This window comes from Limnohabitans sp., assembly GCF_040400975.1.
In the GTDB taxonomy this organism is placed as follows: domain Bacteria; phylum Pseudomonadota; class Gammaproteobacteria; order Burkholderiales; family Burkholderiaceae_C; genus Limnohabitans_A.
In genome coordinates this window covers 1-24,744 of the sequence record NZ_JBBAPF010000022.1, presented here as the reverse complement: position 1 = coordinate 24,744, position 24,744 = coordinate 1, and the positions used below count along the sequence as shown (strand labels likewise).

Annotated in this window: 19 protein-coding genes and 1 tRNA gene; 10 read left to right on the top strand and 10 right to left on the bottom strand. The window is 58.9% G+C overall.

All coding sequences use genetic code 11. The features are described 5' to 3' along the window. Positions 1–2: 2 nt before the first annotated feature. Positions 3–1,475 carry a ribonuclease G gene (gene rng / locus ABWQ00_RS12305; RefSeq protein ID WP_353238970.1) on the top strand — a complete coding sequence of 491 codons (1,473 nt, stop codon included), beginning with the start codon at positions 3–5 and terminating at the stop codon, positions 1,473–1,475. Positions 1,476–1,566: 91 nt separating this feature from the next. On the opposite strand, the gene msbA is transcribed toward rng, so the two are convergent. Continuing rightward, on the bottom strand, positions 1,567–3,360 hold the full coding sequence (msbA, locus tag ABWQ00_RS12300) for a lipid A export permease/ATP-binding protein MsbA (RefSeq protein ID WP_353238969.1): 1,794 nt from the start codon (positions 3,358–3,360) through the stop codon (positions 1,567–1,569). A 154-nt stretch (positions 3,361–3,514) separates the two neighbouring features. Between msbA and tolB the strand changes: the two genes are divergently transcribed. From tolB to ABWQ00_RS12270, 6 genes are all read left to right on the top strand, one after another. After that, entirely contained in the window at positions 3,515–4,801 is a 1,287-nt protein-coding gene (gene tolB, locus ABWQ00_RS12295) for a Tol-Pal system beta propeller repeat protein TolB (RefSeq protein ID WP_353238968.1), read from the top strand. 36 nt (positions 4,802–4,837) lie between these two features. Next, on the top strand, positions 4,838–5,410 hold the full coding sequence (locus ABWQ00_RS12290; protein ID WP_353238967.1) for an OmpA family protein: 573 nt from the start codon (positions 4,838–4,840) through the stop codon (positions 5,408–5,410). An 8-nt stretch (positions 5,411–5,418) separates the two neighbouring features. Further along, entirely contained in the window at positions 5,419–6,246 is an 828-nt protein-coding gene (gene ybgF, locus ABWQ00_RS12285) for a tol-pal system protein YbgF (RefSeq protein WP_353238966.1), read from the top strand. Between the two features lie 43 nt (positions 6,247–6,289). Then, positions 6,290–7,369, top strand: a complete 1,080-nt coding sequence (locus ABWQ00_RS12280; RefSeq protein ID WP_353238965.1) for a YeeE/YedE family protein — start codon at positions 6,290–6,292, stop codon at positions 7,367–7,369. 14 nt (positions 7,370–7,383) lie between these two features. Continuing rightward, complete coding sequence (locus ABWQ00_RS12275; protein ID WP_353238964.1) at positions 7,384–8,187, top strand: tRNA threonylcarbamoyladenosine dehydratase; 804 nt, start codon at positions 7,384–7,386, stop codon at positions 8,185–8,187. Positions 8,188–8,230: 43 nt separating this feature from the next. Continuing rightward, a tRNA-Lys gene (locus tag ABWQ00_RS12270) sits at positions 8,231–8,306 on the top strand. Between the two features lie 175 nt (positions 8,307–8,481). On the opposite strand, the gene ABWQ00_RS12265 is transcribed toward ABWQ00_RS12270, so the two are convergent. From ABWQ00_RS12265 to dapC, 4 genes are all read right to left on the bottom strand, one after another. Next, positions 8,482–10,575: an ABC-F family ATP-binding cassette domain-containing protein gene (locus ABWQ00_RS12265; protein WP_353238963.1), complete on the bottom strand. Its 2,094-nt coding sequence runs from the start codon at positions 10,573–10,575 to the stop codon at positions 8,482–8,484. A gap of 162 nt (positions 10,576–10,737) precedes the next feature. Continuing rightward, entirely contained in the window at positions 10,738–11,616 is an 879-nt protein-coding gene (prmB, locus tag ABWQ00_RS12260; protein ID WP_353238962.1) for a 50S ribosomal protein L3 N(5)-glutamine methyltransferase, read from the bottom strand. After that, positions 11,613–12,776: a succinyl-diaminopimelate desuccinylase gene (dapE, locus tag ABWQ00_RS12255; RefSeq protein WP_353238961.1), complete on the bottom strand. Its 1,164-nt coding sequence runs from the start codon at positions 12,774–12,776 to the stop codon at positions 11,613–11,615. Before dapE ends, prmB begins: the two co-directional genes overlap by 4 nt. A gap of 2 nt (positions 12,777–12,778) precedes the next feature. Then, positions 12,779–13,993, bottom strand: a complete 1,215-nt coding sequence (dapC, locus tag ABWQ00_RS12250; protein ID WP_353238960.1) for a succinyldiaminopimelate transaminase — start codon at positions 13,991–13,993, stop codon at positions 12,779–12,781. 139 nt (positions 13,994–14,132) lie between these two features. Between dapC and smc the strand changes: the two genes are divergently transcribed. The 3 genes from smc to ligA are packed head-to-tail and all read left to right on the top strand — an operon-like array spanning position 14,133 to position 20,902. Beyond that, a complete protein-coding gene (gene smc, locus ABWQ00_RS12245; RefSeq protein ID WP_353238959.1) occupies positions 14,133–17,660 on the top strand; it encodes a chromosome segregation protein SMC in 3,528 nt (1,175 codons plus the stop codon). Between the two features lie 19 nt (positions 17,661–17,679). Continuing rightward, positions 17,680–18,735, top strand: a complete 1,056-nt coding sequence (locus tag ABWQ00_RS12240) for a cell division protein FtsZ (RefSeq protein ID WP_353238958.1) — start codon at positions 17,680–17,682, stop codon at positions 18,733–18,735. Positions 18,736–18,748: 13 nt separating this feature from the next. Continuing rightward, positions 18,749–20,902 carry an NAD-dependent DNA ligase LigA gene (gene ligA, locus ABWQ00_RS12235; protein WP_502908132.1) on the top strand — a complete coding sequence of 718 codons (2,154 nt, stop codon included), beginning with the start codon at positions 18,749–18,751 and terminating at the stop codon, positions 20,900–20,902. Between the two features lie 4 nt (positions 20,903–20,906). Here the strand turns inward: ligA and def are convergent, their stop codons facing one another. From def to ABWQ00_RS12210, 5 genes are all read right to left on the bottom strand, one after another. Further along, the gene (gene def / locus ABWQ00_RS12230; protein ID WP_353238957.1) at positions 20,907–21,446 is read right to left on the bottom strand and encodes a peptide deformylase; all 540 of its coding nucleotides are present in this window, start codon (positions 21,444–21,446) and stop codon (positions 20,907–20,909) included. A gap of 8 nt (positions 21,447–21,454) precedes the next feature. Then, complete coding sequence (locus tag ABWQ00_RS12225) at positions 21,455–21,850, bottom strand: 5-fold beta-flower protein (protein WP_353238956.1); 396 nt, start codon at positions 21,848–21,850, stop codon at positions 21,455–21,457. A gap of 34 nt (positions 21,851–21,884) precedes the next feature. After that, complete coding sequence (locus tag ABWQ00_RS12220) at positions 21,885–22,937, bottom strand: alpha/beta fold hydrolase (RefSeq protein ID WP_353238955.1); 1,053 nt, start codon at positions 22,935–22,937, stop codon at positions 21,885–21,887. 26 nt (positions 22,938–22,963) lie between these two features. Next, the gene (locus ABWQ00_RS12215; RefSeq protein ID WP_353238954.1) at positions 22,964–24,133 is read right to left on the bottom strand and encodes a pyridoxal phosphate-dependent aminotransferase; all 1,170 of its coding nucleotides are present in this window, start codon (positions 24,131–24,133) and stop codon (positions 22,964–22,966) included. Positions 24,134–24,140: 7 nt separating this feature from the next. Beyond that, on the bottom strand, positions 24,141–24,744 hold a 604-nt coding region (locus ABWQ00_RS12210), incomplete at its 5' end, for a LysR substrate-binding domain-containing protein (RefSeq protein ID WP_353238953.1).

Here is a 24,744-nt window from a genome sequence, read left to right as displayed (position 1 = left end):
CCATGCAACAAGATATTTTGGTCAATTGGTCGCCCCAGGAAACCCGGGTCGCGGTGGTGGAATTTGGCGCGGTACAGGAGTTGCATGTCGAGCGCACGCTTGAGCGCGGTTTGGTGGGCAATGTGTACCTGGGCAAAGTGGCCCGCGTATTGCCGGGCATGCAATCGGCCTTCATTGACATCGGCCTCGATAAAGCGGCTTTTTTGCATGTGGCCGACTTGTGGCAAAAGCATGCCGAGGGCGAGGCCTCAGCGGCTCGCACGGGCCAGCCGCTCGTGCCGATTGAAAAGCAGGTGTTTGAAGGCCGGGCCATCATGGTCCAGGTTATCAAGGAACCCATGGGCAACAAAGGGGCCAGACTCTCTACCCAAATCAGCATCGCGGGACGCCATTTGGTGTTTCTGCCGCAGGACGACCACATCGGTGTCTCCCAAAAAATCCCGGCAGACCAACGCGATGCGCTGCGTCAAAGGCTGCAGGCTTTGGTGGGTCCCGCCGGGGGCGGGTTCATTTTGCGCACCAATGCCGAAGATTCCAGCGATGAGGAGTTGAGTGATGACATCGCTTACTTGCGCAAGACCTGGGCTCGCACCAAAGAGGCCTCGCTGCGTTTGCCGCCTGGTTCCTTGTTGCACCAAGATCTGACGCTTTTGCAAAGAGTTGTGCGCGATTTGGTGGGAGAGGCCACCCAAAGCATCCGAATCGATTCGCAAGAGCAATTTGCCAAACTTCAGGCTTTTGGACAGGAGTTCATGCCCAAAGCGGCCGAGCGCTTGCAGCATTACAAAGGTGAGCGGCCGATCTTTGACCTTTATGCGATCGACGAGGAAATTGCCAAGGCGCTGGGCCGCAGGGTAGACCTGAAATCGGGGGGGTACCTGATCATCGACCAAACTGAAGCCCTGACCACCGTGGACGTGAACACCGGCGCTTATGTTGGTGCGCGCAATTTCGAAGACACGATTTTCAAAACCAACTTGGAAGCTGCTCAAGCCATTGCACGTCAACTTCGGCTGCGCAATTTGGGCGGCATTGTCATTGCCGATTTCATCGACATGGCCCGACCCGAGCATCAGGAAGCCGTGCTGTCCGAGTTCCGCAAGCAGCTCGCCCGTGATCGGGTTAAAACCATGGCGGGGGGATTCTCATCGCTGGGCTTGCTCGAGATGACACGAAAACGCACACGCGAGTCATTGGCCCACATGCTCTGCGAACCCTGTCCAAGTTGTCAGGGCAAAGGCATCGTCAAGACGCCGCGCTCGGTCGTGTACGACATCTTGCGCGAGATTTTGCGTGAAGCACGTCAATTCAACCCGCGTGAGTTCCGCATCGTGGCCACCTCGGCCGTGATCGAGTTGTTGCTGGACGAAGAAAGCCAGCACTTGGCGGGGCTCTCGGATTTCATTGCCAAGCCGATTTCGTTGCAAGTCGAAGCGGGCATGGGCCCCGAGCAATACGACATCGTTCTGCTTTAAAAGGACCCATCGACCTGTCGCGGGGTCCATGATTGGTGCTGTTCAATGCCCTGGTGTACGCCCATTGCCCACAGGGAGGGTTTGGATCCTGTCAGACCTTGGCGGGTTCCTCTTCGTGGCTCCACTCACCCTTGTGGTGCAAGCGGGCATAGGCACCTCCTTGCGCCAGCAACTGGGCTGGTGCCCCTTGCTCCACAATGTGGCCGCGCTCCATCACAATCACCCGATCGGCGTGTTCAATGGTGGACAAACGGTGCGCCACGATCAGGGTGGTGCGACCGTGCATCAGTTTTTGCAAGGCGTCTTGTACCAGCCGCTCGGATTCGTTGTCCAGCGCCGAGGTGGCCTCGTCCAAGATCAAGATTGGCGCATCTTTGTACAAGGCCCGGGCAATGGCCAGCCTCTGCCTTTGCCCACCTGAGAGTTGGTTGGCGTTGTGCCCCAGTTCGGTGTCTATCCCGTTCGGCAGCGTCTGGACATGGGCCCACAAATTGGCCGCCTGCAGGCAATGCGCCACTTTGATTCTGTCGGGTGACTGGCCCAAACTCACGTTGGCAGCCAAGCTGTCATTGAGCATCACGACATCTTGGCTGACCATGGCCAATTGGCTGCGCAGGCTCTCCAACTGCCATTGGGGCAATGGCACACCGTCCAGCAACACCTGGCCGCTGGTGGGGTTCAAAAAACGTGGCAACAGTTGGATCAAGGTGGTTTTACCGGCACCTGATGTACCGACCAAAGCCACGGTTTCACCGGGTTGCACCGTCAGTTGAACATGAGATAAGGCCGCCTCGCCATCGGCCGAGAACTGCACGGACACGTCGTGCCACTCGATAGCGCCCCGAACCCTTAGCGCTGAATGTTGGCCTTGGGACTCTTCTGGGGCATCGTGCATCAGTCCCAGGCCCCTTTCCAAGGCTGCCAGTCCTCTGGTGATGGGGTTGGCCACATCGGCCAAGCGTTTGATGGGTGCAATCAACATCAGCATGGCGGTGATGAAGGCCACAAAACCACCCACCGTTGCGCCGGAGCCCACATCCCGGCTTTGCACCAAGGCGATCACCAACACCAAAGACAGTGCGATGGCTGCCATGATTTGGGTCAGTGGCGTCATGGCCGCTGAGGCCACGGTGGATTTGAGCGCCAACTGACGCAGGCGCTGGCCCAGCGCATTGAATCGACCAATTTGCTGAGCCTGTGCGCCATGAAGACGCACCATGCGGTGGGCCAACACGTTTTCTTCCACCACGTAGGCTAAATGGTCGGTCGCTTGCTGGCTTTCCTTAGTCAAACCATAAAGCCGTCGTGACAGCACCTTCATGATCCAACTCAAACCCGGCGCCACCGTGAAAACCACCAAGGTCAATTGCCAATTGAGCCACATCAAATAGCCCACCAAAGCCAACAAGGTGAAACCATCGCGCGTCAAACCAATCAGTGCCGACACCAACTGGGAGGCGCCCACCTGTACCTCGTACACCACCGTGTTCGACAGGGCGCTGGCCGATTGACGGCTGAAAAGCGACAAATCTGAACGCACCAACTTGGCAAAAAGATCGCTGCGCAGTTTCTCCATGCCGTCATTGGTGACCCGGGCCAAGGCATATTGCGCCACAAAGTGCGCCAAGCCACGCACTGTGAACAGACCAATGACCGCCAATGGAATCGACCACAAAGGCAGTTTGTTCTCGGCAAATCCGTTGTCCAACAAAGGCTGAAACAAGGCTGGGATCAAGGGTTCGGTGAGCGCCGCCATCAAAGTGGCCCCCATGGCCAGGGCCCAAACCCACTTTTGACGGACAAAATAGGGCTTCAGACGCAGCAACCTTTGACGAATGCTGGGTTGGGCGAGGACCGAAGCGGGGGAGGGTGTGGACGAGGACATGGAATCTGGATTGTAAGCAGGCCACACCTGCCGCGGCCCTGACCCTGTCAAGCTCTGGTGCGCTCAGCACTTCATCTGTGTGGATTTCACGAAATGGCGTCGGTTCAGGGTGTACGATCACGGCTTTCACACCGATATCTCCGCTGAGACGTTCATGACTTTGTTCTCCTATCCAGCACGATGCTTGGGACCTCTTGTGAGCTTTTTGTGTGCAGTAGCCTTCAGCAGCGCTGCTGGGGCTCAATTCAGGGTCGAAGTCACGGGTGTGGGCATGACCCAATTGCCCGTGCTGGTGACACCCTTCAAAGGGGAAGCCCAGGCACCGCAAAAAATAGCCAGCATCGTCCAGGCGAATTTGTCGCGCACTGGCCAATTCAAACCTCTGCCTACCGGCAACTTGGCCCTGGATGAGATGAGCCGTCCGGATTGGTCGGCCCTGCGCAGCTTGTCTGCAGAGGCCTTGCTTGCGGGCTCTGTCAACCGCTTGGCCGATGGGCGCTTTGATGTGCGCGCCCGATTGTGGGATGCCGTCAAAGGACAAGAAAAAGCAGACTTCAGAGACACGGTTGGTGCCGCTGATCTGCGTTTGTCTGCGCACCGTTTGTCTGACTGGGTATACCAGCAGTTGACTGGAACACCCGGCGTCTTCACTTCTCGCATTGCCTATGTCACCAAGTCCTCTGGACGCTTCAGCTTGTGGGTGGCCGACTCGGATGGCGAGGGTGCCCGTTCCGCCATCACCAGTCCTGAGCCCATCATCTCGCCCTCTTGGTCACCCAACGGCGCCCAATTGGCCTATGTTTCCTTTGAAAACCGCAAACCGGTGGTGTATGTCCACGAATTGGCTACGGGTCAGCGACGCGAGGTGGCCAACTTCAAAGGCTCCAACAGTGCGCCAGCCTGGGCGCCCGATGGGCGTTCCATTGTGGCCACCTTGAGTCGCGACGGTGGCTCGCAGTTGTGGCGAGTGGGTTTGAACGGTGGAGAGGCCCAGCGTTTGACCACTGGTAGCATCAATACCGAACCGGCCTTTTCGCCCGACGGTCAGACCTTGTTTTTTGTCAGTGACCGAGGTGGGAATCCGCAGATTTACAAAATGCCTGCCCAAGGCGGACCGGCAGAGCGTGTCACTTTTTCGGGTAACTACAACATTTCACCTGCGATCAGTCCCGATGGCCGTTGGTTGGCCTATGTTTCGCGCATGGGCGCTGGCTTCAAACTCCACTTGATGGATTTGACTTCAGGACAAGTCAGCGCACTGACAGAGACTTCTTTTGATGAACGCCCCAGCTTTGCCCCCAACAGTCGTTTATTGGTGTATGCCACCCAACAGGCGGGTGAGGCCCTGATGACCACCACCCTGGATGGTCGCGTCAAGGCCCGTTTGGCAGGCCAAGGCGGTGATTTGCGCGAACCCCATTGGGGGCCAGCGAGGCCTTGAAACGTTGAAGACAGTTTTTTATCCTTGAGGTTGATTATGAAAAAGCAAATTTGGTCGGTGGTTGTGGTGTGTGCCCTGCTCAGCGGGTGCGCCTCAGGTGTCAAATTGGATGACGTTCCGGTCGAAGACAAGTCGGCCACTTCTGCGGGTTCGCGCACTGCGGCAGGTTCTGGCGCGGGCGTGGCCGTGGCCGTGCAGGGCATCGGTGCTGGCCAAGGGGGAGCGCAAACGGGCATACCCACGGTCTCGGTTGATGCCAGGGCAGCAGGACAAGGCCCGGTGGGTGTTGCCCATGTGGTCTTTTTTGATTACGACAGTTTTGTGATTCGCGCCGAGGCCCGCCCCGTCATTGCCTCGCATGCCCAGTTTTTGCAAGCCAACAAACAGCGCAAAGCCAGTTTGGAAGGCCATACCGATGACCGTGGTGGTCGTGAATACAACTTGGCCCTGGGTCAAAAGCGAGCGGATGCCGTTCGCCAAGCTTTGAGCTTGTTGGGCGTGCCCGAATCTCAACTGGAGGCGGTGAGTTTTGGTAAAGAAAAACTCCTGTCCGAAGGCGGGTCTGACATCGAACAGGCGAAAAACCGCCGCGTTGAAATCCGCTATTGAGGTCTGACATGACTCAAGCCGTTTTGGGATTGAAAAAATCTGGCCTTGCTTTGTTGCTCTTTGCGGTTTTTTGGGGGGGGAGCGCACAGGCGGCTTTGTTCGGTGATGACGAAGCGCGTCGGGCCATCTTGGATTTGCGCCAGCGCTTAGAGCAAGCCCAGACCGCCAACCGAGCACTGATGGACCAAGCGGCACAACAACAAACCCAGCAGATCGCTCAGTTGACTCAGCAGCACAACCAATCGCTGGGGCAGCTGCGTTCTGCCTTGCTGGATTTGCAAACCCAAATTGACAAACTGCGTGCTGATTTGGCCCAGAGTTTGGGTGCGCAAGAGCGTTTGGCCCGTGATGTGACCGAGGTTCAACTTCGCCAAAAGGACAGCTTGTCCTCGGTGGATGACCGTTTGCGCCGATTCGAACCCGTGAAGGTCAGCGTCGATGGTCGCGAGGCGATGGTCGAGCCTGCTGAAAAGGCGGACTTTGACCGGTCCATGGCTTTGTTTCGGCAAGGCGATTTTCCGGGTGCCCAAGCGGCATTTGCCGGCTTTCTTAACCGTTACCCCACCAGTGTTTACAAGCCTTCGGTCCTCTTCTGGCTTGGCAATGCGCAATACGCCAACAAGGCTTACCGCGAAGCCTTGGCCAACTTTCAGCGCTTGCTGACCGAGTCACCAACGCACCCCAGGGCTGCCGAGGCCATGTTGGCCATCTCCAACGTTCATGTGGAACTCAAAGATCTCAAGGCCGCTCGGAAAACCTTAGAGGATTTGGTCAAAGCCTACCCCGCCACTGAAACCGCAGCCACTGCCCGTGAGCGCTTGAGTCGGTTGCGCTGATTTTTTGATGCCACCCATCACGGCTGATGACTTGCAGACACTGATGGTCCAAATTTGGACCATTGGCTTTGCCTTGTCCTTCGCCGCTGGCGTTTTGATCCACCGGGGGCACTTTTGCACCATGGGGGCCATCAGTGACTGGGTGCTCATGCGCAAAGCCACTCGCCTTCGCCAGTGGGCCTTGGCCTTGGCTGTGGCGATGTTGGGTTTTGGTGCGATGGCTTGGGTGGGCTGGATCGAACCGGCCAACACCATTTATGCCTCCAAGCATCTGAGTTGGCTCTCTGGTCTTTTGGGTGGCGCCTTCTTTGGTGTGGGCATGGTGCTGGCTTCAGGTTGCAGCAGCAAATCCTTGGTGCGCTTGGGCGCCGGCAACTTGAAGTCCTTGGTCGTCTTGATGGCCATGGCGGTGGCCGGTTTGGCCACCATGAAAGGCCTGACCGCTGTTTGGCGCGTCAATTACATTGATCCAATTGGTGTCAACTTGCCGCACGGCCCCTTTGTCGGTCAGTGGTTGTCTGCGCTGACTGGATTGACATTGCCCGACGCCTTGGGTTTGTCGGCAGTTTTGGTGGCTGTGTTGTTGCTGGTGTGGGTCATGCAGGAGCGCGGCTTTCACACGCTTTCTAATTGGGTCACAGGCGCGGGTTTGGGTGTGCTGGTGGTGGCTTTTTGGTGGCTGACTGGTGTGTTTGGGTTTGTTCCGGAGCACCCGCTGACGCTGGAGCCTGTTTTCTTGACCACCCACAGTGGTCGCATGGAAGCCTTGAGTTTCACCGCGCCCGTGGGTTACTGGCTGGACGCACTTTTGTACTACAGCGATGGCAGCAAGAGACTGACGCTGGGCATGGTCACGGTAGCGGGTGTATTGGCAGGTGCCTGCATCAGTGCGTGCTTGGAGGGCTCTTTCCGGTGGGAGAGTTTTGCCCATCGCGAAGACTTGGTTCTGCACCTGATCGGTGGCAGCCTTATGGGGGCCGGTGGGGTGTTGGCCATGGGTTGCACCTTTGGCCAAGGGCTGACGGGATTGTCTACCCTCAGCTTGGGCAGTTTATTGTCGGTCATGGGTATTTTTTTAGGTGCATACGCCGCGTTGCAGTGGCAAATGCGTCAACACGGATGAGTTGGGTAGCCCCGATGCATGAAACCGATGACTTTCAATCGCTCGCAGGTGAGACCGACGATGCACGCCGCTTTGGTGGGCTACAGCGCCTTTATGGTGTGTCTGGCGCTCAACGTATTCGCCAAGCACATGTGGTGGTCGTGGGTTTGGGTGGCGTGGGCTCTTGGTCTGCAGAAGCCTTGGCTCGATCGGGCGTGGGGCGTTTGACCTTGATCGACATGGACCACATTGCAGAGTCCAACATCAACCGCCAGATCCATGCTCTGACAGTGACCACGGGACAGTCCAAGGTCTTGGCCATGCAGGCGCGTATTGCCCAAATTCACCCCGCTTGCAGGGTGGATGTGGTGGATGATTTTGTGACGCCTGACAACTGGCCTGCTTTGCTAGGTGAAGTTCCGGATGCGCTGATCGATGCCTGCGATCAGGTCAAGGCCAAAGTGTCTTTGGCCCATTGGGCTACCCAGATGGGGGTCGGTTTCATCACCGTCGGCGCTGCGGGGGGCAAGCGTTTGGCGCACAAGGTGGATGTGGACGATTTGTCGCGCATCACGCACGACCCCTTGCTGGCCCAATTGCGTTACCGTTTGCGCAAACACCATCAGGCCGCGCGAGGTGATCAGCGCATGGGCGTTCAAGGGGTGTTCAGCCGAGAGTCTGTGGCGCCTCCAGATGCGTCATGTGCCATCGACGGCGATGGCTCACTCAATTGCCACGGTTATGGTTCTGTGGTCAGCGTGACAGCCACTTTTGGCATGTGCGCAGCCTCTGAAATTTTGAATTTTTTGGCAAGCCTGGCCAAGAAGCCTAAAAATTAAGGCTATAATTTGAGTCTTGCTGGAGTGCGTGCACCTTGGCAAAGGGACCATAGCTCAGTTGGTAGAGCAGCGGACTTTTAATCCGTTTGTCGTGGGTTCGACCCCCGCTGGTCCCACCATATTTAAAAGCACTTTGAATTTCAATTCAAAGTGCTTTTTTTATTTTTGTCCTTGATTTTCCAGAGCCATTCTCGTCAAGTGGGCATCCAACTGGACTTGCTGCAGAAACATTTGAAACCTGTTGCGTATCAATTTCGCGCTTGAATGTTTGGCAAATGGGCTTGGGGTGCACAGTCAAGCCGCTGCGGCTTCTTCCAGTTTGGAGGTCAGTTCAAGCCATCGCTCTTCCAAAGCGCTGACCTCGTCAGACAAGGCTTTGAGCCGACGACCTGCGTCGGCCATGTCGGCAAGGGAAATGGGCATTGTCAGCAGGGCTTCCAAGCTTGTTTTCTCGGCTTCGATGCTGGCCATGCGCTGCTCGTTTTCTAACAGCTCTTTTCTCAGGGGGCGCGTTTGTGTGGCCAATTGCTGGCGTTTTTGTGCATCGATCCTGCGCTGCTCGGCGTTGCTGAGGCTGGGCGTCATGGTCAATGGCATTGCGGACCCCGATGTCATGGCTGAAGGTGTGACGGGCGCAGTGCCAAGCACTGCATCAGGCGCATCCTGACCGATGGCGCGCGCCTGCAGACCTGCTGCGGTTTGCGCATCGACTGGTTTGGCGGCGTTGGCTGTGGGTGCCAATGCATCACGGGCGATGTTTTTGGCCACCTCACGCAAGCGCTTGGACTCTTCCAGCAAGTACTTCTGGTAATCATCCAAATCGCCGTCGAACGGTTCGACCTTGCCCCGACCCACCATCCAGAATTCGTCGCACACCGCGCGCAGCAAGGCGCGGTCGTGGCTGACCAGCATGACGGTGCCTTCAAACTCGTTGAGCGCCATGGACAGCGCCTCACGCGTGGCCAAGTCCAGGTGGTTGGTGGGCTCGTCCAGCAGCAGCAAATTGGGCCGTTGCCACACGATCATGGCCAGCACCAGGCGGGCTTTTTCCCCGCCGCTCATGGAGCCGACGGCTTGTTTGACCATGTCGCCTGAAAAGTTGAAGGTGCCCAAGTAGTTGCGCAGGTCTTGCTCGCGGCTGGGCTCGCCGCTGTTGGGGCCCAACTCCTTGGCCAGGCGAATCATGTGCTCCAGTGGGTTGTCCTGGGGGTGCAGCACATCGAGTTCTTGCTGGGCAAAGTAACCGATGTTCAGGCCTTTGCCTTCGGTCAGTGTGCCCGCCAGCAGCGGCATGGTGCGGGCAATGGTCTTGACCAGGGTCGACTTGCCTTGGCCGTTGGCTCCCAAAATACCGATGCGCTGGCCCGCCAGTACCGATTTGCTGACGTCTTGCAGGATGGCTTTGGTGTCGCCCTCCACGGTGTAACCGAAACTGGCGTCGCTGATGGCCAGCATGGGGTTGGGCAGGTTGTTGGGTTCCTTGAATCCGAAGGTGAACTCGGCATCTGCCAGCAGTGGCGCCACTTTTTCCATGCGCTCGAGCGCCTTGACCCGGCTTTGCGCCTGCTTGGCCTTGCTTGCCTGCGCTTTGAAGCGGTTGATGAACTTTTGCAGATGGGCGATTTTGTCTTGCTGCTTGGCAAATGAGGCCTGTTGCAGCTCCATTTGTTGCGCGCGCAAGATTTCAAAGCCGCTGTAGTTGCTGCCGTAGCGCGTCAGCTTGGCGTGGTCAATGTGCAGAGTGACGTTGGTCACCGCATCCAAAAACTCCCGGTCATGGCTGATCACGATCATGGTGCCGGTGTATCGCTGCAACCAAGCTTCCAGCCAGACCAACGCGTCCAAGTCCAAGTGGTTGGTGGGCTCATCCAGCAGCAAGATGTCGGATGGGCACATCAGTGCACGCGCCAGCTGCAAGCGCATGCGCCAGCCGCCTGAAAAGCTGTTGACCGGGTTGTTCAGCTCGTCCACCCGAAATCCAAGACCCAAAATCAAAGCTTCGGCGCGGGGCAGAGCGTCGTGATCGCCGGCGTCGGCCAGGTCGGTGTAAACGTGGGCCATCTCCATGCCGTCGCCGCTGGCCTCTGCGGCCATCAGGCGCTGGCGCAATTCGGCCAGGCGGGTATCACCTTCCAGCACGAAGTCGGAGGCAGGCTGGTCGGTTTCAGGCATGTTTTGCGCCACCTGACCCATGCGCCACTGACGCGGCATCTCAAAATCGCCCCCATCTTCGGTCAGGGTCCCATTGAACAAAGCAAACAACGTGGATTTGCCTGCACCGTTGCGCCCAACCAAACCGACTTTTTCTCCCGGGTTGAGTGTGACAGAGGCTTTGTCCAGCAGCACTTTGGTGCCTCGGCGCAGGGTGACGTTTTTGAGGTTGATCATGAAAAAAGCAGTGTCCGGACAAGCTCCGGGATAAAAAACAGGCACATGGTCAGGCGCTGAAGCCAATCACACAGCCCAGTATTTTCGCCGATGTGGGAGCCTCTTTCAGGCATGGTGGCGAAAGACAGTTTGCAGAGCTGAAGCTAGCTGAGGTGAAGCCCTTCAAAGGCTGAGCAAAGCTTCTCGGGTGATCAACATGACTTCTTCGTTGCCTGAACTGGTGTCAAGCCAAGCGACTTCAAGTTTGGGAAATGCCGCCATGAAGTGTTCAATCTCGTTGCCGATCTCCAGCACCAAGATGGCCTGTTGGCTCATGCGGGACGGCGCATCTTTGAACAACTGGCGCACAAAGTCCATGCCGTCCGTGCCACCTGCCAGCGCCAGTTCAGGCTCGGCGCGGTACTCAGCAGGCAGCGCGTCCATGCTGGCCTGACACACATAAGGGGGGTTGCACAAAATGAGGTCAAACGGGCCTGGCAATGCCGACAAGCCATCACTGTGCACCAGCCTCACGCGCTCTTGCAGTTCGTGGCGTACCAGGTTGATTGCGGCCACGGCCAGTGCGTCATCCGAGATGTCGGCCCCGGTGACTTGCACTTCGGGCCAAGCCAAAGCGGCCAGCACGGCCAGGCTGCCGTTGCCGGTGCACAGGTCCAGTACATTTTTCGTCTGATCACTCAGCCAGGCATCGATGGTCGCGTCGGCCAGCACTTCGGCGATCAGGCTGCGCGGCACGATGGCCCGCTCGTCGATGTAAAACGACACGCCTTGCAACCAGGCTTCTTGCGTCAGGTAAGCGGCAGGCTTGCGGGTGGCAATGCGCGCCTCGATCAGCGACGCGCACCCCGCTTGCTGCTTTGGCGTTACAGCTTGTTCTGCCACTTCGTCCAAGTCGGTGTCCAGCGGCAGGCCTAGACGCCAGAGCACCAACCAAACAGCTTCGTCAAAAGCGTTGAGGGTGCCGTGGCCGAAAGCCACACCGGCTTGCTGGAGTCGCTCGGCCGACGCTGCGATCAACCCCGAAAGGTTCGAAGCCCTCATGCGGACAGACCTGCGTTGAGTTGTTCCAGCGTGCGGCGGTAGATGCCTTTGAGCGGGGCGATGTCGGCGAGCGCCACATGCTCATTGACCTTGTGTATGGTCGCGTTGGGAGGGCCGAACTCGACGACTTGCGGGCAAATCTGCGCGATGAAGCGGCCGTCGCTGGTACCTCCTGTGGTGGACAGTTCGGTCTTCAAACCGGTTTCGTCGGTGATGGCTTGCTGGATAGCGGCCACCAAGGTACCTGGCGTGGTCAGAAATGGTCGACCACCCAGGGTCCAGGTCAGCTCGTACTTCAGACCCTGGCGGTCTAACACCGCTTTCAGGCGCTGCTGCAGGCTTTCGGGTGTGGATTCGGTGCAAAAACGGAAGTTGAAATCCACCACGCAGTCGCCCGGGATCACGTTGCTTGCGCCCGTGCCTGCGTGGATGTTGCTCACTTGCCAGCTGGTAGGTTGGAAAAACGCATTGCCTTCGTCCCAGCGGATGCTGACCAGCTCGGCCAGTGCGGGGGCCAGGCGGTGGATGGGGTTATCGGCCAGGTGAGGGTAGGCAATGTGACCTTGAACGCCTTTGACGGTGAGCTTGCCGCTCAAGGTGCCGCGTCGGCCGTTTTTGATCATGTCGCCGGTTTGCAATACCGAGGTGGGCTCACCCACGATGCAAAACTGCGGCGCATCGCCACGGGCCTGGAGCTTGTCACAGACCACCACCGTGCCGTCGAGCGCAGGACCTTCTTCGTCGCTGGTCAGCAAAAAGGCGATGCCCAAAGCGGGGTTGGGGTTAGCCGCAAGAAACTCCTGCACCGCGACCACCATGGCTGCCAAGGACGTTTTCATGTCGCTTGCGCCGCGCCCAAACAGCTTGCCGTTTTTGTGGGTAGGGGTGAAGGGGTCGCTGTCCCATTGCGTGAGCGGCCCGGTGGGCACCACGTCGGTGTGGCCCGCAAAGGCCAGGGTCTGACCTGAGGTGCCCGCGCGCTTGGCCCACAGGTTCCGCACTCGGAAGGTGTCAGGACCAGAGTCCATGAATTCGCAGGCAAAGCCCAAAGGCTTCAAAGCGTCTTCGATCAGGTCCAGGCAGCCGGCATCGTTGGGGGTGACCGAGGGTTTGGAGATCAACTGCTCGGCAAAGCGCAGGGTGTCGTGACAGGTGGTCATCTTCAAGCCTTCTTGGGGTGGGCGCGGACAAATCGGGCGATGCGCTCGGCCGCTTCCAGGCACTCGGCGGTTTCGGCGACCAGCGCCATGCGGAAGCGACCCCGCCCGGGGTTACTGCCGTTGAAATCACGCGCCAAGTAGCTGCCGGGCAACACGGTGACGTGTTCGGCTTCGTAAAGCGCTTGAGCAAATGCGGCATCGTCGCCTTGCCAGCCTGCGGGCACGCCAGCCCAGAGGTAAAAGCTGGCGTCGGGCAATTTCACATCCAGCACTTCAGCCAGCACGGGGGTGACTTGGGCGAACTTCGCGCGGTACTGGTTGCGGTTATCCACCACATGCTTTTCGTCGCCCCAGGCGGCCACGCTGGCCGATTGAACCACCGGACTCATGGCACTGCCGTGGTAGGTGCGGTAGAGCAAAAACTGCTGGATGATGGCCGCGTCGCCTGCCACAAAACCGCTGCGCAGGCCCGGCACATTGCTGCGCTTGCTGAGGCTGGTGAAGGCGATCAGGCGTTTGAAGTCGTGACGGCCCAGCTGCTTTGCCGCCTCCAAACCTCCCAAGGGCGCTTCTTCGCGAAAATAAATCTCGCTGTAGCACTCGTCCGACGCGATCACAAAACCGTGTTGGTCGGACAGGGCGAAGAGCTTTTCCCATTCGGACAAGGACATGACCGCACCCGTGGGGTTGCCGGGCGAACAAACGAACAGCAGTTGGGTGCGGGCCCAGACTTCGGCAGGCACGCTGTCCCAAGCATTGGCAAAGTTTCGGGCCGGATCGCTGGGCACGTAATAGGGCGCAGCCCCTGACAGCAAGGCCGCGCCCTCGTAGATTTGATAAAAAGGGTTGGGGCTGACCACTGTCGCGCCGGTGCGGGTCGGGTCGATCACGGTCTGCGTCAGGGCAAACAGCGCCTCACGCGAGCCGTTGACCGGCAGCACCTGCGTTAGGGGGTCCAAACTCAATTGGTAGCGGGTTTGAAGCCAGGCAGCGCATGCTTTGCGCAGAGCGGGTTCGCCAGCTGTCGCCGGGTAAGCCGATAGACCGGTGGCCACCGCCGCCTTGAGAGCTTCCTGAATGAAAGCCGGTGTGGCGTGTTTGGGTTCTCCAATCCCCAAACTGATGTGGCGCAGCTCGGGATTGGGTGTGACGCTGGCGAACAGCTGTTTGAGCCGTTCAAAGGGATAGGGTTTCAGCTTGGCAAGTAGGGGGTTCATGATTCGATTATCCGGGATGGATGGGCTGAATTCACGGTTGAGGCTTTTGCAGACACTGGCGGGTTGCAAAGACATCATGACCATCACTGTCAGTTAACATTGACGTCTTTATTGATCCTGAGACCGACTCCTTACCGCCGTGCGCCTCAATTCCATCAAGCTTTCAGGCTTCAAATCGTTTGCCGAACCGACCAACTTCTTGCTGCCAGGGCAGCTGGTGGGCGTGGTCGGCCCCAACGGTTGCGGCAAATCCAACATCATGGACGCGGTGCGTTGGGTGTTGGGCGAGTCCAAGGCCTCAGAATTGCGTGGCGAGTCCATGCAGGACGTCATCTTCAACGGCACCAATACCCGCAAACCGGCCAGCCGTGCCAGTGTTGAGTTGGTGTTTGACAACGCCGACCACCGCGCCGGTGGCCAGTGGGGCCAATTTGCCGAGATCGCGGTCAAGCGTGTGCTGACCCGCGATGGCAACAGCAGTTATTACATCAACAACCAACCGGTGCGCCGCCGTGACGTGCAGGACGTGTTTTTGGGCACAGGCCTGGGCCCACGCGCTTACGCCATCATCGGGCAGGGCACAATCAGCCGCATCATCGAGTCGCGCCCTGAAGAGTTGCGTTTGTTCCTCGAAGAAGCCGCCGGCGTCTCGAAATACAAAGAGCGCCGCCGCGAAACCGAAAACCGACTGTCCGATACGCGCGAGAACCTGACACGGGTTGATGACATCCTGCGCGAGTTGAACGCCAACCTCGAAAAGCTCGAAAAACAGGCCGAAGTGGCCCGTCGGTACAACGCCCTGCAAGCCGACAGCACGCTGAAACAGCACCAGCTGTGGTTTTTGAAGCGCCGCGATGCCGAGACTGACCAAGGCCGCATGAAGTCGGAAGTGGACCAGGCCGTCAATGCGCTGGAGTCGCGCATGGCCGATTTGCGGCATGTGGAAGCCGATCTAGAGACGATTCGCCAGGCTCATTACGCGGCGGGTGACCAGGTCAACCAGGCGCAGGGTGCTTTGTACGAGGCCAGTGCAGAAGTGGGTCGGCTGGAAGCCGAAATTCGCTTTGTGGTCGAAGGCCGCCAACGCGCAGAGCAGCGTTTGCAGCAGTTGATCGAGCAAACCGCGCAATGGGGCACCCGCAGCCAAGACGCCCAAGCCGAGTTGGAAACCTTGGCCGAGCAAGCGGCCATGGCCGAAGATCAGAACATGACGCTGGCCGCCCAGGTTGAAGACCAGGCCATGGCCCTGCCTGATTTGGAAGAAGCCCTGCGCAAAGCCCAAAACGATGCCACTTCCCAGCGTGCCACCGTGGTGCAGGTGCAGCAGCAAATCGGTGTGCTGGCCGCAGACCAACGCAACGTTGAAGAGCAAGCGCGCCAACTCGACAACCGCCGCGAACGCTTGCTGACCGACCGCAATGCCCTGGCCGCGCCTGACGAGGCGCGTTTGCACAACTTGCAAGAACAACTGGCCGAGGCCGAAGCCTTGTCTGCCGAGGCCGAAGCCAGGATGCAGGATTTGCAAGAACAGGTGCCCGCGCTCGACGATGACCGCCGCACGCGCCAAACCGCTGTGAACCAAGAGTCGGCCAAGTTGGCTGATTTGAGCGCCCGCATTGAGGCGCTCAAGGCCTTGCAAGAAAAAGTGCGTACCGACGGCAAGCTCAAGCCTTGGTTGTCCAAGCACGGCATGGAGGGCTTGGAAGGCCTGTGGAGCCGAATCCACATCGAGCCTGGTTGGGAAAACGCCCTTGAATCCGCCCTGCGCGAGCGCCTGTCCGCCCTGGAAGTTTCTCGCCTGGACATGGTGCGCGCGTTTGCCCATGACGCGCCGCCTGCGAAGCTGAGCTTTTTCAGCCCCCCGCTGGCCGCCAAAGCCTCACCGCGCAGCGGCATGCCCGCTGGCTGCAAGCCTTTGGTCGATTTGCTGCGCGTGCACGACGCCGGTTTGTCGGCCCTGTTGGCTGACTGGTTGCAAGGCTGCTACACCGCCCCCAATTTGGAAGACGCCTTGACCTGGCGCAGCCAGCTGCAAGCCGGTGAAACCCTGTTGGTGCAGGCTGGCCATGCGGTGGACCTCAACAGCGTGGTGTTTTACGCGCAAGACTCCGAGCAAGCGGGTCTCTTGGCCCGTGCGCAGGAGATCGAGAACCTGGAAAAGCAACTGCGTGCCCAGACCCTGATTTCGGAAGAAAGCCGCAGCGCCCTGGTGAGGGCCGAAGCGGCCTATGCCGATGCCTCGCAACGCTTGATCACCGTTCGCCGCGAAGCCAGCGAAAGCCAGTCGCGCACGCACGAGCTGCAGGTCGAGACCCTGCGCCTGTCACAACTGCTAGCGCAAACCCGTGCCCGCAGCGAGCAGATCAACAACGACCTGTCCGAAGTGGACGCTTTGCTAGACGAGCTGCAAGAGCGCCGTGTCACGGCAGAAGCGCGCTTTGAAGAGCTGGACATGCAGCTGGCTGACACACAAGAGCGCCACGCCCAGCTGGACGAACGCGTCATCGAGGCCGAGCGCAAACTGGCCGAGTGCCGAGAACAACAGCGCGGGCTGGAGCGCCGCGCCCAAGAGGCGCAGTTCTCACAGCGCAGCCTGGATGCCCGCCGGGCTGAGCTGAACCGCACGATCGAGACCGCTCAGCAGCAAATGGCCAGTATCGATGTCGAAAGGCAGCGTGCGCATGATGAACTCAGCCGGCTGACGGATGCAGCGGCGCAAGCCGGGTTGCAAAACGTGCTGGCCGTCAAGCTGGAGCGCGAGCAAGCCTTGGGCGCTTGTCGCAGCGCCTATGACGACCTGACCGCCAAGCTGCGTGCCAGCGATGAGCGCCGGGTCAGTTTTGAGCGTGAACTCGACCCATTGCGTCAACGCATCACCGATTTGCAACTCAAGGAGCAAGCTGCTCGCTTGGGTCTTGAGCAATATACCCAGCTGCTGGCCGATGCGCAAGCCGACCTGCAGACCGTGGCCGCTTCGATTGAGGCGGGCCAGGTGCGCGTGACCGGTTTACAAGGCGAGATCGACCGCATCCAGCGCGAAATCAGCGCGCTTGGTCCGGTCAACTTGGCCGCCTTGGAAGAGCTGACCACTTCCCGCGAGCGCAAGGTGTTCCTTGACGCGCAGTGCGCCGATCTGACCGATGCGATGAACACGCTGGAAGACGCGATCCGCAAGATCGATGCCGAAACACGTGAGTTGCTGGGCGGCACCTTCAAGATCGTCAACGAGCACTTCAGCCGCATGTTCCCCGAGCTGTTTGGGGGTGGCAATGCCCGCTTGGTGATGACCGGCGACGAAATTCTGGATGCAGGTGTTCAGGTGCTTGCGCAGCCGCCCGGCAAGAAAAACCAGACCATCCACTTGCTGTCGGGTGGCGAAAAAGCCCTGACGGCCATCGCCTTGGTGTTTGCGATTTTTCAGCTCAACCCGGCCCCGTTTTGCTTGTTGGACGAGGTGGACGCGCCGCTGGACGACGCCAACACCGAGCGCTACGCCAAACTGGTCAAGGGCATGGGCAAAGAGACCCAGTTCCTGTTCATCAGCCACAACAAGATCGCCATGGAAATGGCTGAGCAATTGATTGGCGTGACCATGCAGGAGCAGGGCGTTTCACGCATTGTGGCTGTGGACATGGAGTCCGCAGTTTCATTGGCCGATCTGGCTTGAGGACCTTATGTTGGAATCGATGAGTTCTTTGCAGATGAGTTTGGCAGCCATTGGCGCGCTCACGGTTGCGGCCGTGGTGGTTTACAACCAGTGGACCTCGCGAAAAAACGAACCCCGACAAGCCGACCCGTTGCGCGAACCTGTGGCCGGTGTGACCGAGCCCGTTCTGGAGTCCGATCTGGCCCCCAGCCCGACCGCTGGGCATGGGCCTGCATTGGATGACGGTTTCGGCAGTCTGCCTTTGCTGGAGCGGAAAATCGCTTTGGATGCGCTGATTGATGTGATCGCTTTGATTGAAGTGGACCAAGCGGTGTCGGGTGATGCTGCTTTAGCGGCTTTGCCCGTCACGCGCCGTGTCGGCAGCAAATTGTTCATGGTCGAAGGCCTGTCGCAAGAAACCGGCTTGTGGGACAGCTTGGCTCCCTCACGGCGCTACACCGCTTTTCAGGCGGGGGTGCAGTTGGCCAACCGCATGGGGGCGCTGAACAACATTGAGTTTTCAGAGTTTGTCGTCAAAACCCAAGCTTTTGCCGATGCTGTGGGTGGTACGCCCAGTTTCAGTGACATGCTCGAAGAAGTCGCCCGTGCACGCGAACTCGATCAGTTCGCCAGCGTGCACGATGCGCAGTTGAGCTTTACCCTTTGCGCCCACAGCGCAGCTTGGAGTCCTGGCTACATTCAGCAGCATGCCGGTCGTTTGGGCTTTGTTCCAGGGGTCATGCCCGGTCGCATGGTCTTGCCTGCTGCAGAACAGGGCTTGCCACCGGTTTTGGCCCTCACGTTCGATTCGCATGCGGCCTTGGCCGAAGACCCTGCATTGTCGGCCATTCGCTCTTTTACATTGAGCCTGGACGTGCCCCAAACCGCTAGGGAGGACGAGCCTTTTACACGTCTCAGAGAAGCCGGACGTTTGCTGGCTGAAGCCATGGACGGGGCCATCACCGATGGTGAGGGTCAAAGCTTGAACGCCGATGCGCTGGATCAAATCGGCGGAGATTTACAGCAGCTTTATGACGCCCTCGATGCTCGCGAGCTGTCTGCTGGCTCGCCCCAAGCGCGGCGCCTGTTCTCTTGATGGGGCCCAAGCCTTGAATCCCCGCACGCCCGACCTGTTTGGCGATGTGTCCCCAGAACCATCAAAGTCGACACCTCCGGCGTCTGGCCAGTCCACCGACAGCAGCCCATTGACGCCAACCGCTCGGGCGCAGGTCTTGCGAAATCAACTTCACCATCATTCGCACGCTTACTACACCCTCGATGCGCCTGAAATTCCGGACGCAGAATACGACCGGCTTTTTTGCGAGCTGCAAGTGCTGGAGTCGGTCCACCCCGAGCTGATGACGCCCGATTCGCCCACCCAACGTGTCGGTGGGCAGGTGTTGGATGTCTTTGCCCCGGTCACGCACCGCGTGCCCATGCTCAGTATCCGCACCGAAACCGATACCGAAGCCAGCGGGGCCGAGGCTTTTGACACCCGCATCCGCAAAGAGCTGGGCTTGAGTGAATCTGATCCGCCCGTGGACTACGTGGGTGAACTTAAATTTGATGGCCTGGCCATGAGCTTGCGCTACGAAAACGGCGTGCTGGTGCAAGCGGCCACCCGGGGCGATGGCGAAACGGGTGAAGAGGTCACCGCCAACATCCGTACCATCGGACAGATTCCGCTGCGTTTGCCGCCCGATGCCCCTGCTGTGCTGGAAGTGCGCGGTGAGGTCTATATGCGCCGGGATGACTTTGAGCGCCTGAACGAGCGCCAGCGCCAACGCATCGCAGCAGGCACCAAGGGCGAAAAAACCTTCGTCAACCCGCGCAATGCTGCCGCTGGCGCGGTGCGGCAACTGGATTCAGGCATCGCCGCTGAGCGCCCCTTGAGCTTTTTTGCCTATGGTTTGGGGGACATCACGCCACCCGCCGTAGGCGGTCCGCAGTGGGGCACGCACTTTGAGATGCTCCATCAGCTCAAGGTTTGGGGCTTTCCTGTGGCCGAGCAAACGTCTTGTGTGCCAGGCGCAGCAGGATTGGTGACTTTTCACCAGCGCATATCGGCCGAACGCGATGCCTTGCCTTATGACATCGACGGTGTTGTCTACAAAGTCAACGACCTGGCGCAGCAGGCTCGCCTGGGTTTTGTGACGCGCGAGCCGCGCTGGGCCGTGGCCCACAAATACCCGGCTCAAGAAGAAATGACCACCGTCCAGGCCATTGACGTGCAGGTGGGACGTACCGGCAAGCTGACGCCCGTCGCCAAGCTGGCTCCGGTGTTTGTGGGTGGGGTCACAGTGACCAATGCCACGCTGCACAATGAATTGGAAGCCCGCCGAAAAGACGTGCGGGTGGGCGACACCGTGATCGTGCGACGTGCCGGCGATGTGATCCCCGAAGTGGTGTCGGTGGTGCTAGACCGTCGCCTGGCCGATGCGCCGCAATTCACCATGATGAGCCACTGCCCAGTGTGCGGGAGCCTGGCCGAGCGGGAAGAGGGCGAAGCCGATCACCGCTGCACGGGCGGGCTGTTTTGCAGCGCTCAGCGCAAGCAAGCCGTTTGGCACTTTGCCCACCGCCGCGCCATGGATGTGGATGGCTTGGGTGACAAACTGGTGGACCAACTGGTCGATGCAGGACACGTCAAAACCTTGGCTGACCTGTACCACCTGAAGCCCGACATACTGGCCAACATGGACCGCATGGCCGAGAAATCGGCTGTTAACCTCCTCGAAGCATTGGAAAAGTCCAAAACCACCACGCTTGGACGATTCTTGTTCAGCTTGGGCATCCGCCATGTGGGCGAGGCCACGGCCAAAGAACTGGCGCGCCATTTTGGGCAACTCGACGCCGTCATGGTGGCCAGTGAAGACGCACTATTGCGAGTGACCGACGTGGGCCCAGTGGTCGCGCACAGCATCCGCACCTTTTTTGACCAACCGCACAATCGCGAGGTGGTGCAAGCCTTGCGGGACGCGGGCGTGAATTGGCCTGAAGGTCACGCGCTGGCCCCCACCGAAATGCCCTTGGCCGGTATCACCGTGGTGCTGACGGGCACTCTGCAAAGCATGGGCCGCGACGAAGCCAAGGAAAAGCTCGAGTCCTTGGGTGCCAAAGTCGCAGGCTCAGTCAGCAAGAAAACCCACTACGTTGTGGCTGGCGCCGAGGCAGGCACCAAGCTTGACAAGGCCCAAGACTTGGGTGTTCGAGTGCTCGACGATGCGGGTTTGGCCGTGTTGCTTTCGGGTCAGAAACCCTGACTTTTCAATCGTCCTCGGCTGCACTGATGTCGGGGAACAGCACTTCGGTATAGCCAAAGCGTGTGAAGTCTCGTACCCGCATGGGGTAGAGCTTGCCGATCAGGTGGTCGCATTCGTGCTGCACCACCCGGGCATGGAATCCGTCCACGCTGCGGTCTATGGCTATCCCTTTTTCGTCAAAACCGGTGTAGCGGATACGCGACCAGCGCGGCACCACACCGCGCAAGCCCGGCACCGACAAGCAGCCTTCCCAATCGTCTTCTTCCTCGATCCCCAGGGGGGTGATCTGCGGATTGACCAGCACTGTGCGTGGCACCAGCGGGCGGCCCGGGTAGCGCGGGTTGAATGCCGTGCTGCCAAAAATCACCAGTTGCAAGTTCACGCCAATTTGCGGGGCGGCCAGACCTGCACCGTTCACGGCGGCCATGGTGTCTTGCAGGTCGGCGATCAAGGCATGGAGCTCGGGGGTGTCGAAGGTCTGCACGGGCTCTGCCACGCGCAACAGGCGCGCATCGCCCATTTTGAGGATGTCACGAACAGTCATGGGTCGTCTCACATGAAAAAATAAAAGAACACGATCATTTGCATCCGGCGCAGCCCATCGGCACGGCCAATCTGGCGGCCAGATCCATCGTACAAGCGATCGCCATCGATGCGGCCCATCTGCGTGCCTTGGGCGCTGTAGAGCCTGTCCCCATCAATGCGGCCGATTTGGCGCCCCGATGCACTGTAAACCCGGTCGCCTTCAATGCGTCCTAATTGGCGCCCAGATCCGTCGTAGATGCGTTCACCATCGATGCGACCCACTTGTTGACCTGATGCGTTGTAAATCCGCTCGGCATCCAGCCTTCCAAGAGCCCTTCCGCTGTTGTCGAACATTCGCTGCGCAAAAGCACTGGGCATCAAAAGACACAACAAAAGCAAGGCGATGATTGGTCGAGGTGTCATGGGGGTGAAATCTTCAAAATTCAGGGTTCAGTGCTCAGTGTTTAGGCCGCTTGCTGCACACCGCATCTTGTGCTTCTAGGGCACTTTTCCTTGGGTTCAATGGCGTTTTTTCTATCCACTGTTGCATGTCGCGCAGCACTTCGTGGGTTTGCAATTGGCGCGTCAAAAGATGCCAACCTTCAGGATAAATCACAAAATCGATTTCGGTGATGGGAGCCCCTGTGGCATTCAGGTGCGTCAGCCAATCGCACACCGGCGGTGGCGGGATGATGCGGTCGCGCAAACCGTACAACACCAAACTTCGCTGCGGTGGTGGAAGGCTCAGGGCTTGTGCTCGGCCCATGAGCTCGGTCACGCCGGCCAAGCTGCTGATGCGGGTGGCTTTGATAAATAGCGGATCGCGACTGAGTTCGCGCGAAACATCAGGGTCATTGGTGGGAGTGATCCCCAATGACTGAACACCCCGACCCGTCAGGCGCATGTCGGGCGCTAGGGCGTTCATGAAGTTCAAGCTCAGTCTTTGGTACCAAGGCATGCTGTTGGCACCCCAGACGGCAGGGGCCTTCAGAACCAATTGGTCTGCCAACAGGCCGGGCTGCTCAGAGGCTGCCACCCACACCACGGCGGCGCCCATGCTTTCGCCCACCACCGTGAACGTCAAGCCCGCATGACGTTGTCGCAATTGCGAGGCAATCTGCCGCAGGTCTTCCAGCAGCGGGGCAGAGCCAGGCCAGACCCCGGGGGACGGGTTAGCCCCAAATCCGCGATGGTCATAGGCATAGACGGTGGCCCCCAATTCGCTTCTCAGATGCTGTGCCAAGGGCTCAAAAGCCTTGCTGTGGTCGTTGAAGCCATGCACACCCAGCACGATGTGACGAGGTTGGGGATGGTGCCAAACGCGACCGGCCAAACTTTGCCCATCTGTGAGATGGAACTGAACCGGCAAAGGTGCTGGTGCGCTGGCACTTGGTGGATCATCACGCACGGGCACCGAAGCGATTTGCGCCGGACTGGGCGAGCAGGCGGTCAAGCCCAACAAAGCCAGGGCGGTGAGCCATGATTGGCCCCAAAATTTGAACAGGGTCATCAAGCCCAGATCATGAACGCCATGCTTCAAAGGCCCTTGAGTTTGTCCAGCGCGGCTAACAGCGTGTGGTCCTGCTTCGCAAAGCAAAAGCGGATGACCTTTTGGTCAAAACCGTTGCCATAAAAAGCCGACAGTGGAATAGCGGCCACACCGATGTTGGTGGTCAGCCATTTGCAAAAGTCAGCTTCGCTCAGATTTTTCTCGGGCACCTTCAAACCCGAAATGTCCACGCATTGAAAGTAAGTGCCCTCGCCCGGCAGCAATTTGAAGTGCGTTTGCGCCAAGCCTGCGCGGAACAAATCGCGCTTGCGTTGGTAAAAGGCTGGCAGTTCCAAGTAGGGCGCAGGGTCGGCCATGAAGCGTGCCAGCGCATGTTGCATGGGGGTGTTCACGGTGAATACATTGAACTGGTGTACTTTGCGGAACTCGGCCGTGTAAGCCGCCGGGGCCGCTACGGTGCCAATTTTCCAGCCCGTCACATGGTAGGTCTTGCCAAAACTGGACACGATGAAGGCGCGGGCGGCCAAGCCGTCGAAGTGGGCTGCGCTCCAGTGCTGGTTAGGGGCGTAGACCATGTGCTCGTAAACCTCATCGCTGATCAGTACGATGTTGGTGGGCTCCAAAATTTCTTGCAGCGTGAGCATGTCTTGCTTGGACCAGATCATGCCGCTGGGGTTGTGTGGCGAGTTGATCAGGATGGCCCGGGTTTGGGATGTGATGGCGGCCCGGATTTTGTCAAAATCTGGACGGAAAGAGCCAGGGGTAAGCGGCACACGCACCACCACACCGCCAGCCAACTCGATGTTGGGCACATAGCTGTCGTAGCAAGGCTCCAGCACGATGACCTCGTCGCCAGGGTGCACGATGGCCAACACGATGGTCAAGATGGCTTGGGTCGCCCCTGCAGTGACGGTGATTTCGCTCACCGCTTCATAGTGCCGTCCGTAAAGGTTTTGAATTTTGTACGATACCGCCTCGCGCAAGGGCGCCACACCCGTCATGGGCGGGTATTGGTTCAGGCCCTCACACATGGCGTCGTTGACCAAGGCCGGAAGGCGCGGGTCGCAGGGAAAGTCCGGAAAGCCTTGCCCCAGATTGACAGCATTTTTTTCGGCGGCCAAGGCCGACATGACGGTAAAGATGGTGGTGCCCATGTGGGGCGCTTTGGAGACAATATCAGGTGTACGTGCGTTCATGGCAGGTTCAAAGTTCGTAATCGTTGACGTGGCCGATCATGGCCCGTGCGACCAAAGGAGCGGTCAGTCGGTCACTCAGCATTTCGGCAAATTGGTAGACAAATTGGCGCAAATAAGCTCCCCGTTTGAAGGCCACTCGGGCCACATTCATGCCCAGCAAAGCGCCAAGTGGTCGAACCGCCAGATCTTTGATGGGGTCGTCCTTCACGGCCATTTCGGCCACGATACCGATGCCAAGGCCAAGGCGCACATAGGTTTTGATCACGTCAGAGTCAATCGCTTCAAGGGCGATGCGGGGCGTGATTTTTTTGGCTGCGAAGGCTTGGTCAATCCGGCTGCGACCTGTGAAAGAGGGGTGGTAAGTGATCAGGGGCTCGCTGGCAATGTCTTCTAAAGACAAAGTGGGTTTGGCTGCCAAGGGGTGGTCCAAAGGCAAAACCAGCACGTGTTGCCATTCGTAGCAAGGCAGGGTAACCAAGTCTTCATAAGCAGACAAAGACTCGGTGGCGATGCCGATCTCGGCCGTATCGTCCAACAACATTTTGGCCACTTGGTCGGGCGCACCTTGGTGTAGGCTGATGTTGACTTGGGGGTATTTTTCACGCAACTTG

Bases quoted from the DNA above. Each gene is read 5' to 3' on its own strand.
- rng (WP_353238970.1), top strand. From the start codon at position 3: ATGCAACAAGATATTTTGGTCAATTGGTCGCCCCAGGAAACCCGGGTC.
- msbA (WP_353238969.1), bottom strand. From the start codon at position 3,360: ATGTCCTCGTCCACACCCTCCCCCGCTTCGGTCCTCGCCCAACCCAGC.
- tolB (WP_353238968.1), top strand. From the start codon at position 3,515: ATGACTTTGTTCTCCTATCCAGCACGATGCTTGGGACCTCTTGTGAGC.
- ABWQ00_RS12290 (WP_353238967.1), top strand. From the start codon at position 4,838: ATGAAAAAGCAAATTTGGTCGGTGGTTGTGGTGTGTGCCCTGCTCAGC.
- ybgF (WP_353238966.1), top strand. From the start codon at position 5,419: ATGACTCAAGCCGTTTTGGGATTGAAAAAATCTGGCCTTGCTTTGTTG.
- ABWQ00_RS12280 (WP_353238965.1), top strand. From the start codon at position 6,290: ATGGTCCAAATTTGGACCATTGGCTTTGCCTTGTCCTTCGCCGCTGGC.
- ABWQ00_RS12275 (WP_353238964.1), top strand. From the start codon at position 7,384: ATGCATGAAACCGATGACTTTCAATCGCTCGCAGGTGAGACCGACGAT.
- ABWQ00_RS12265 (WP_353238963.1), bottom strand. From the start codon at position 10,575: ATGATCAACCTCAAAAACGTCACCCTGCGCCGAGGCACCAAAGTGCTG.
- prmB (WP_353238962.1), bottom strand. From the start codon at position 11,616: ATGAGGGCTTCGAACCTTTCGGGGTTGATCGCAGCGTCGGCCGAGCGA.
- dapE (WP_353238961.1), bottom strand. From the start codon at position 12,776: ATGACCACCTGTCACGACACCCTGCGCTTTGCCGAGCAGTTGATCTCC.
- dapC (WP_353238960.1), bottom strand. From the start codon at position 13,993: ATGAACCCCCTACTTGCCAAGCTGAAACCCTATCCCTTTGAACGGCTC.
- ABWQ00_RS12240 (WP_353238958.1), top strand. From the start codon at position 17,680: ATGAGTTCTTTGCAGATGAGTTTGGCAGCCATTGGCGCGCTCACGGTT.
- def (WP_353238957.1), bottom strand. From the start codon at position 21,446: ATGACTGTTCGTGACATCCTCAAAATGGGCGATGCGCGCCTGTTGCGC.
- ABWQ00_RS12225 (WP_353238956.1), bottom strand. From the start codon at position 21,850: ATGACACCTCGACCAATCATCGCCTTGCTTTTGTTGTGTCTTTTGATG.
- ABWQ00_RS12220 (WP_353238955.1), bottom strand. From the start codon at position 22,937: ATGACCCTGTTCAAATTTTGGGGCCAATCATGGCTCACCGCCCTGGCT.
- ABWQ00_RS12215 (WP_353238954.1), bottom strand. From the start codon at position 24,133: ATGAACGCACGTACACCTGATATTGTCTCCAAAGCGCCCCACATGGGC.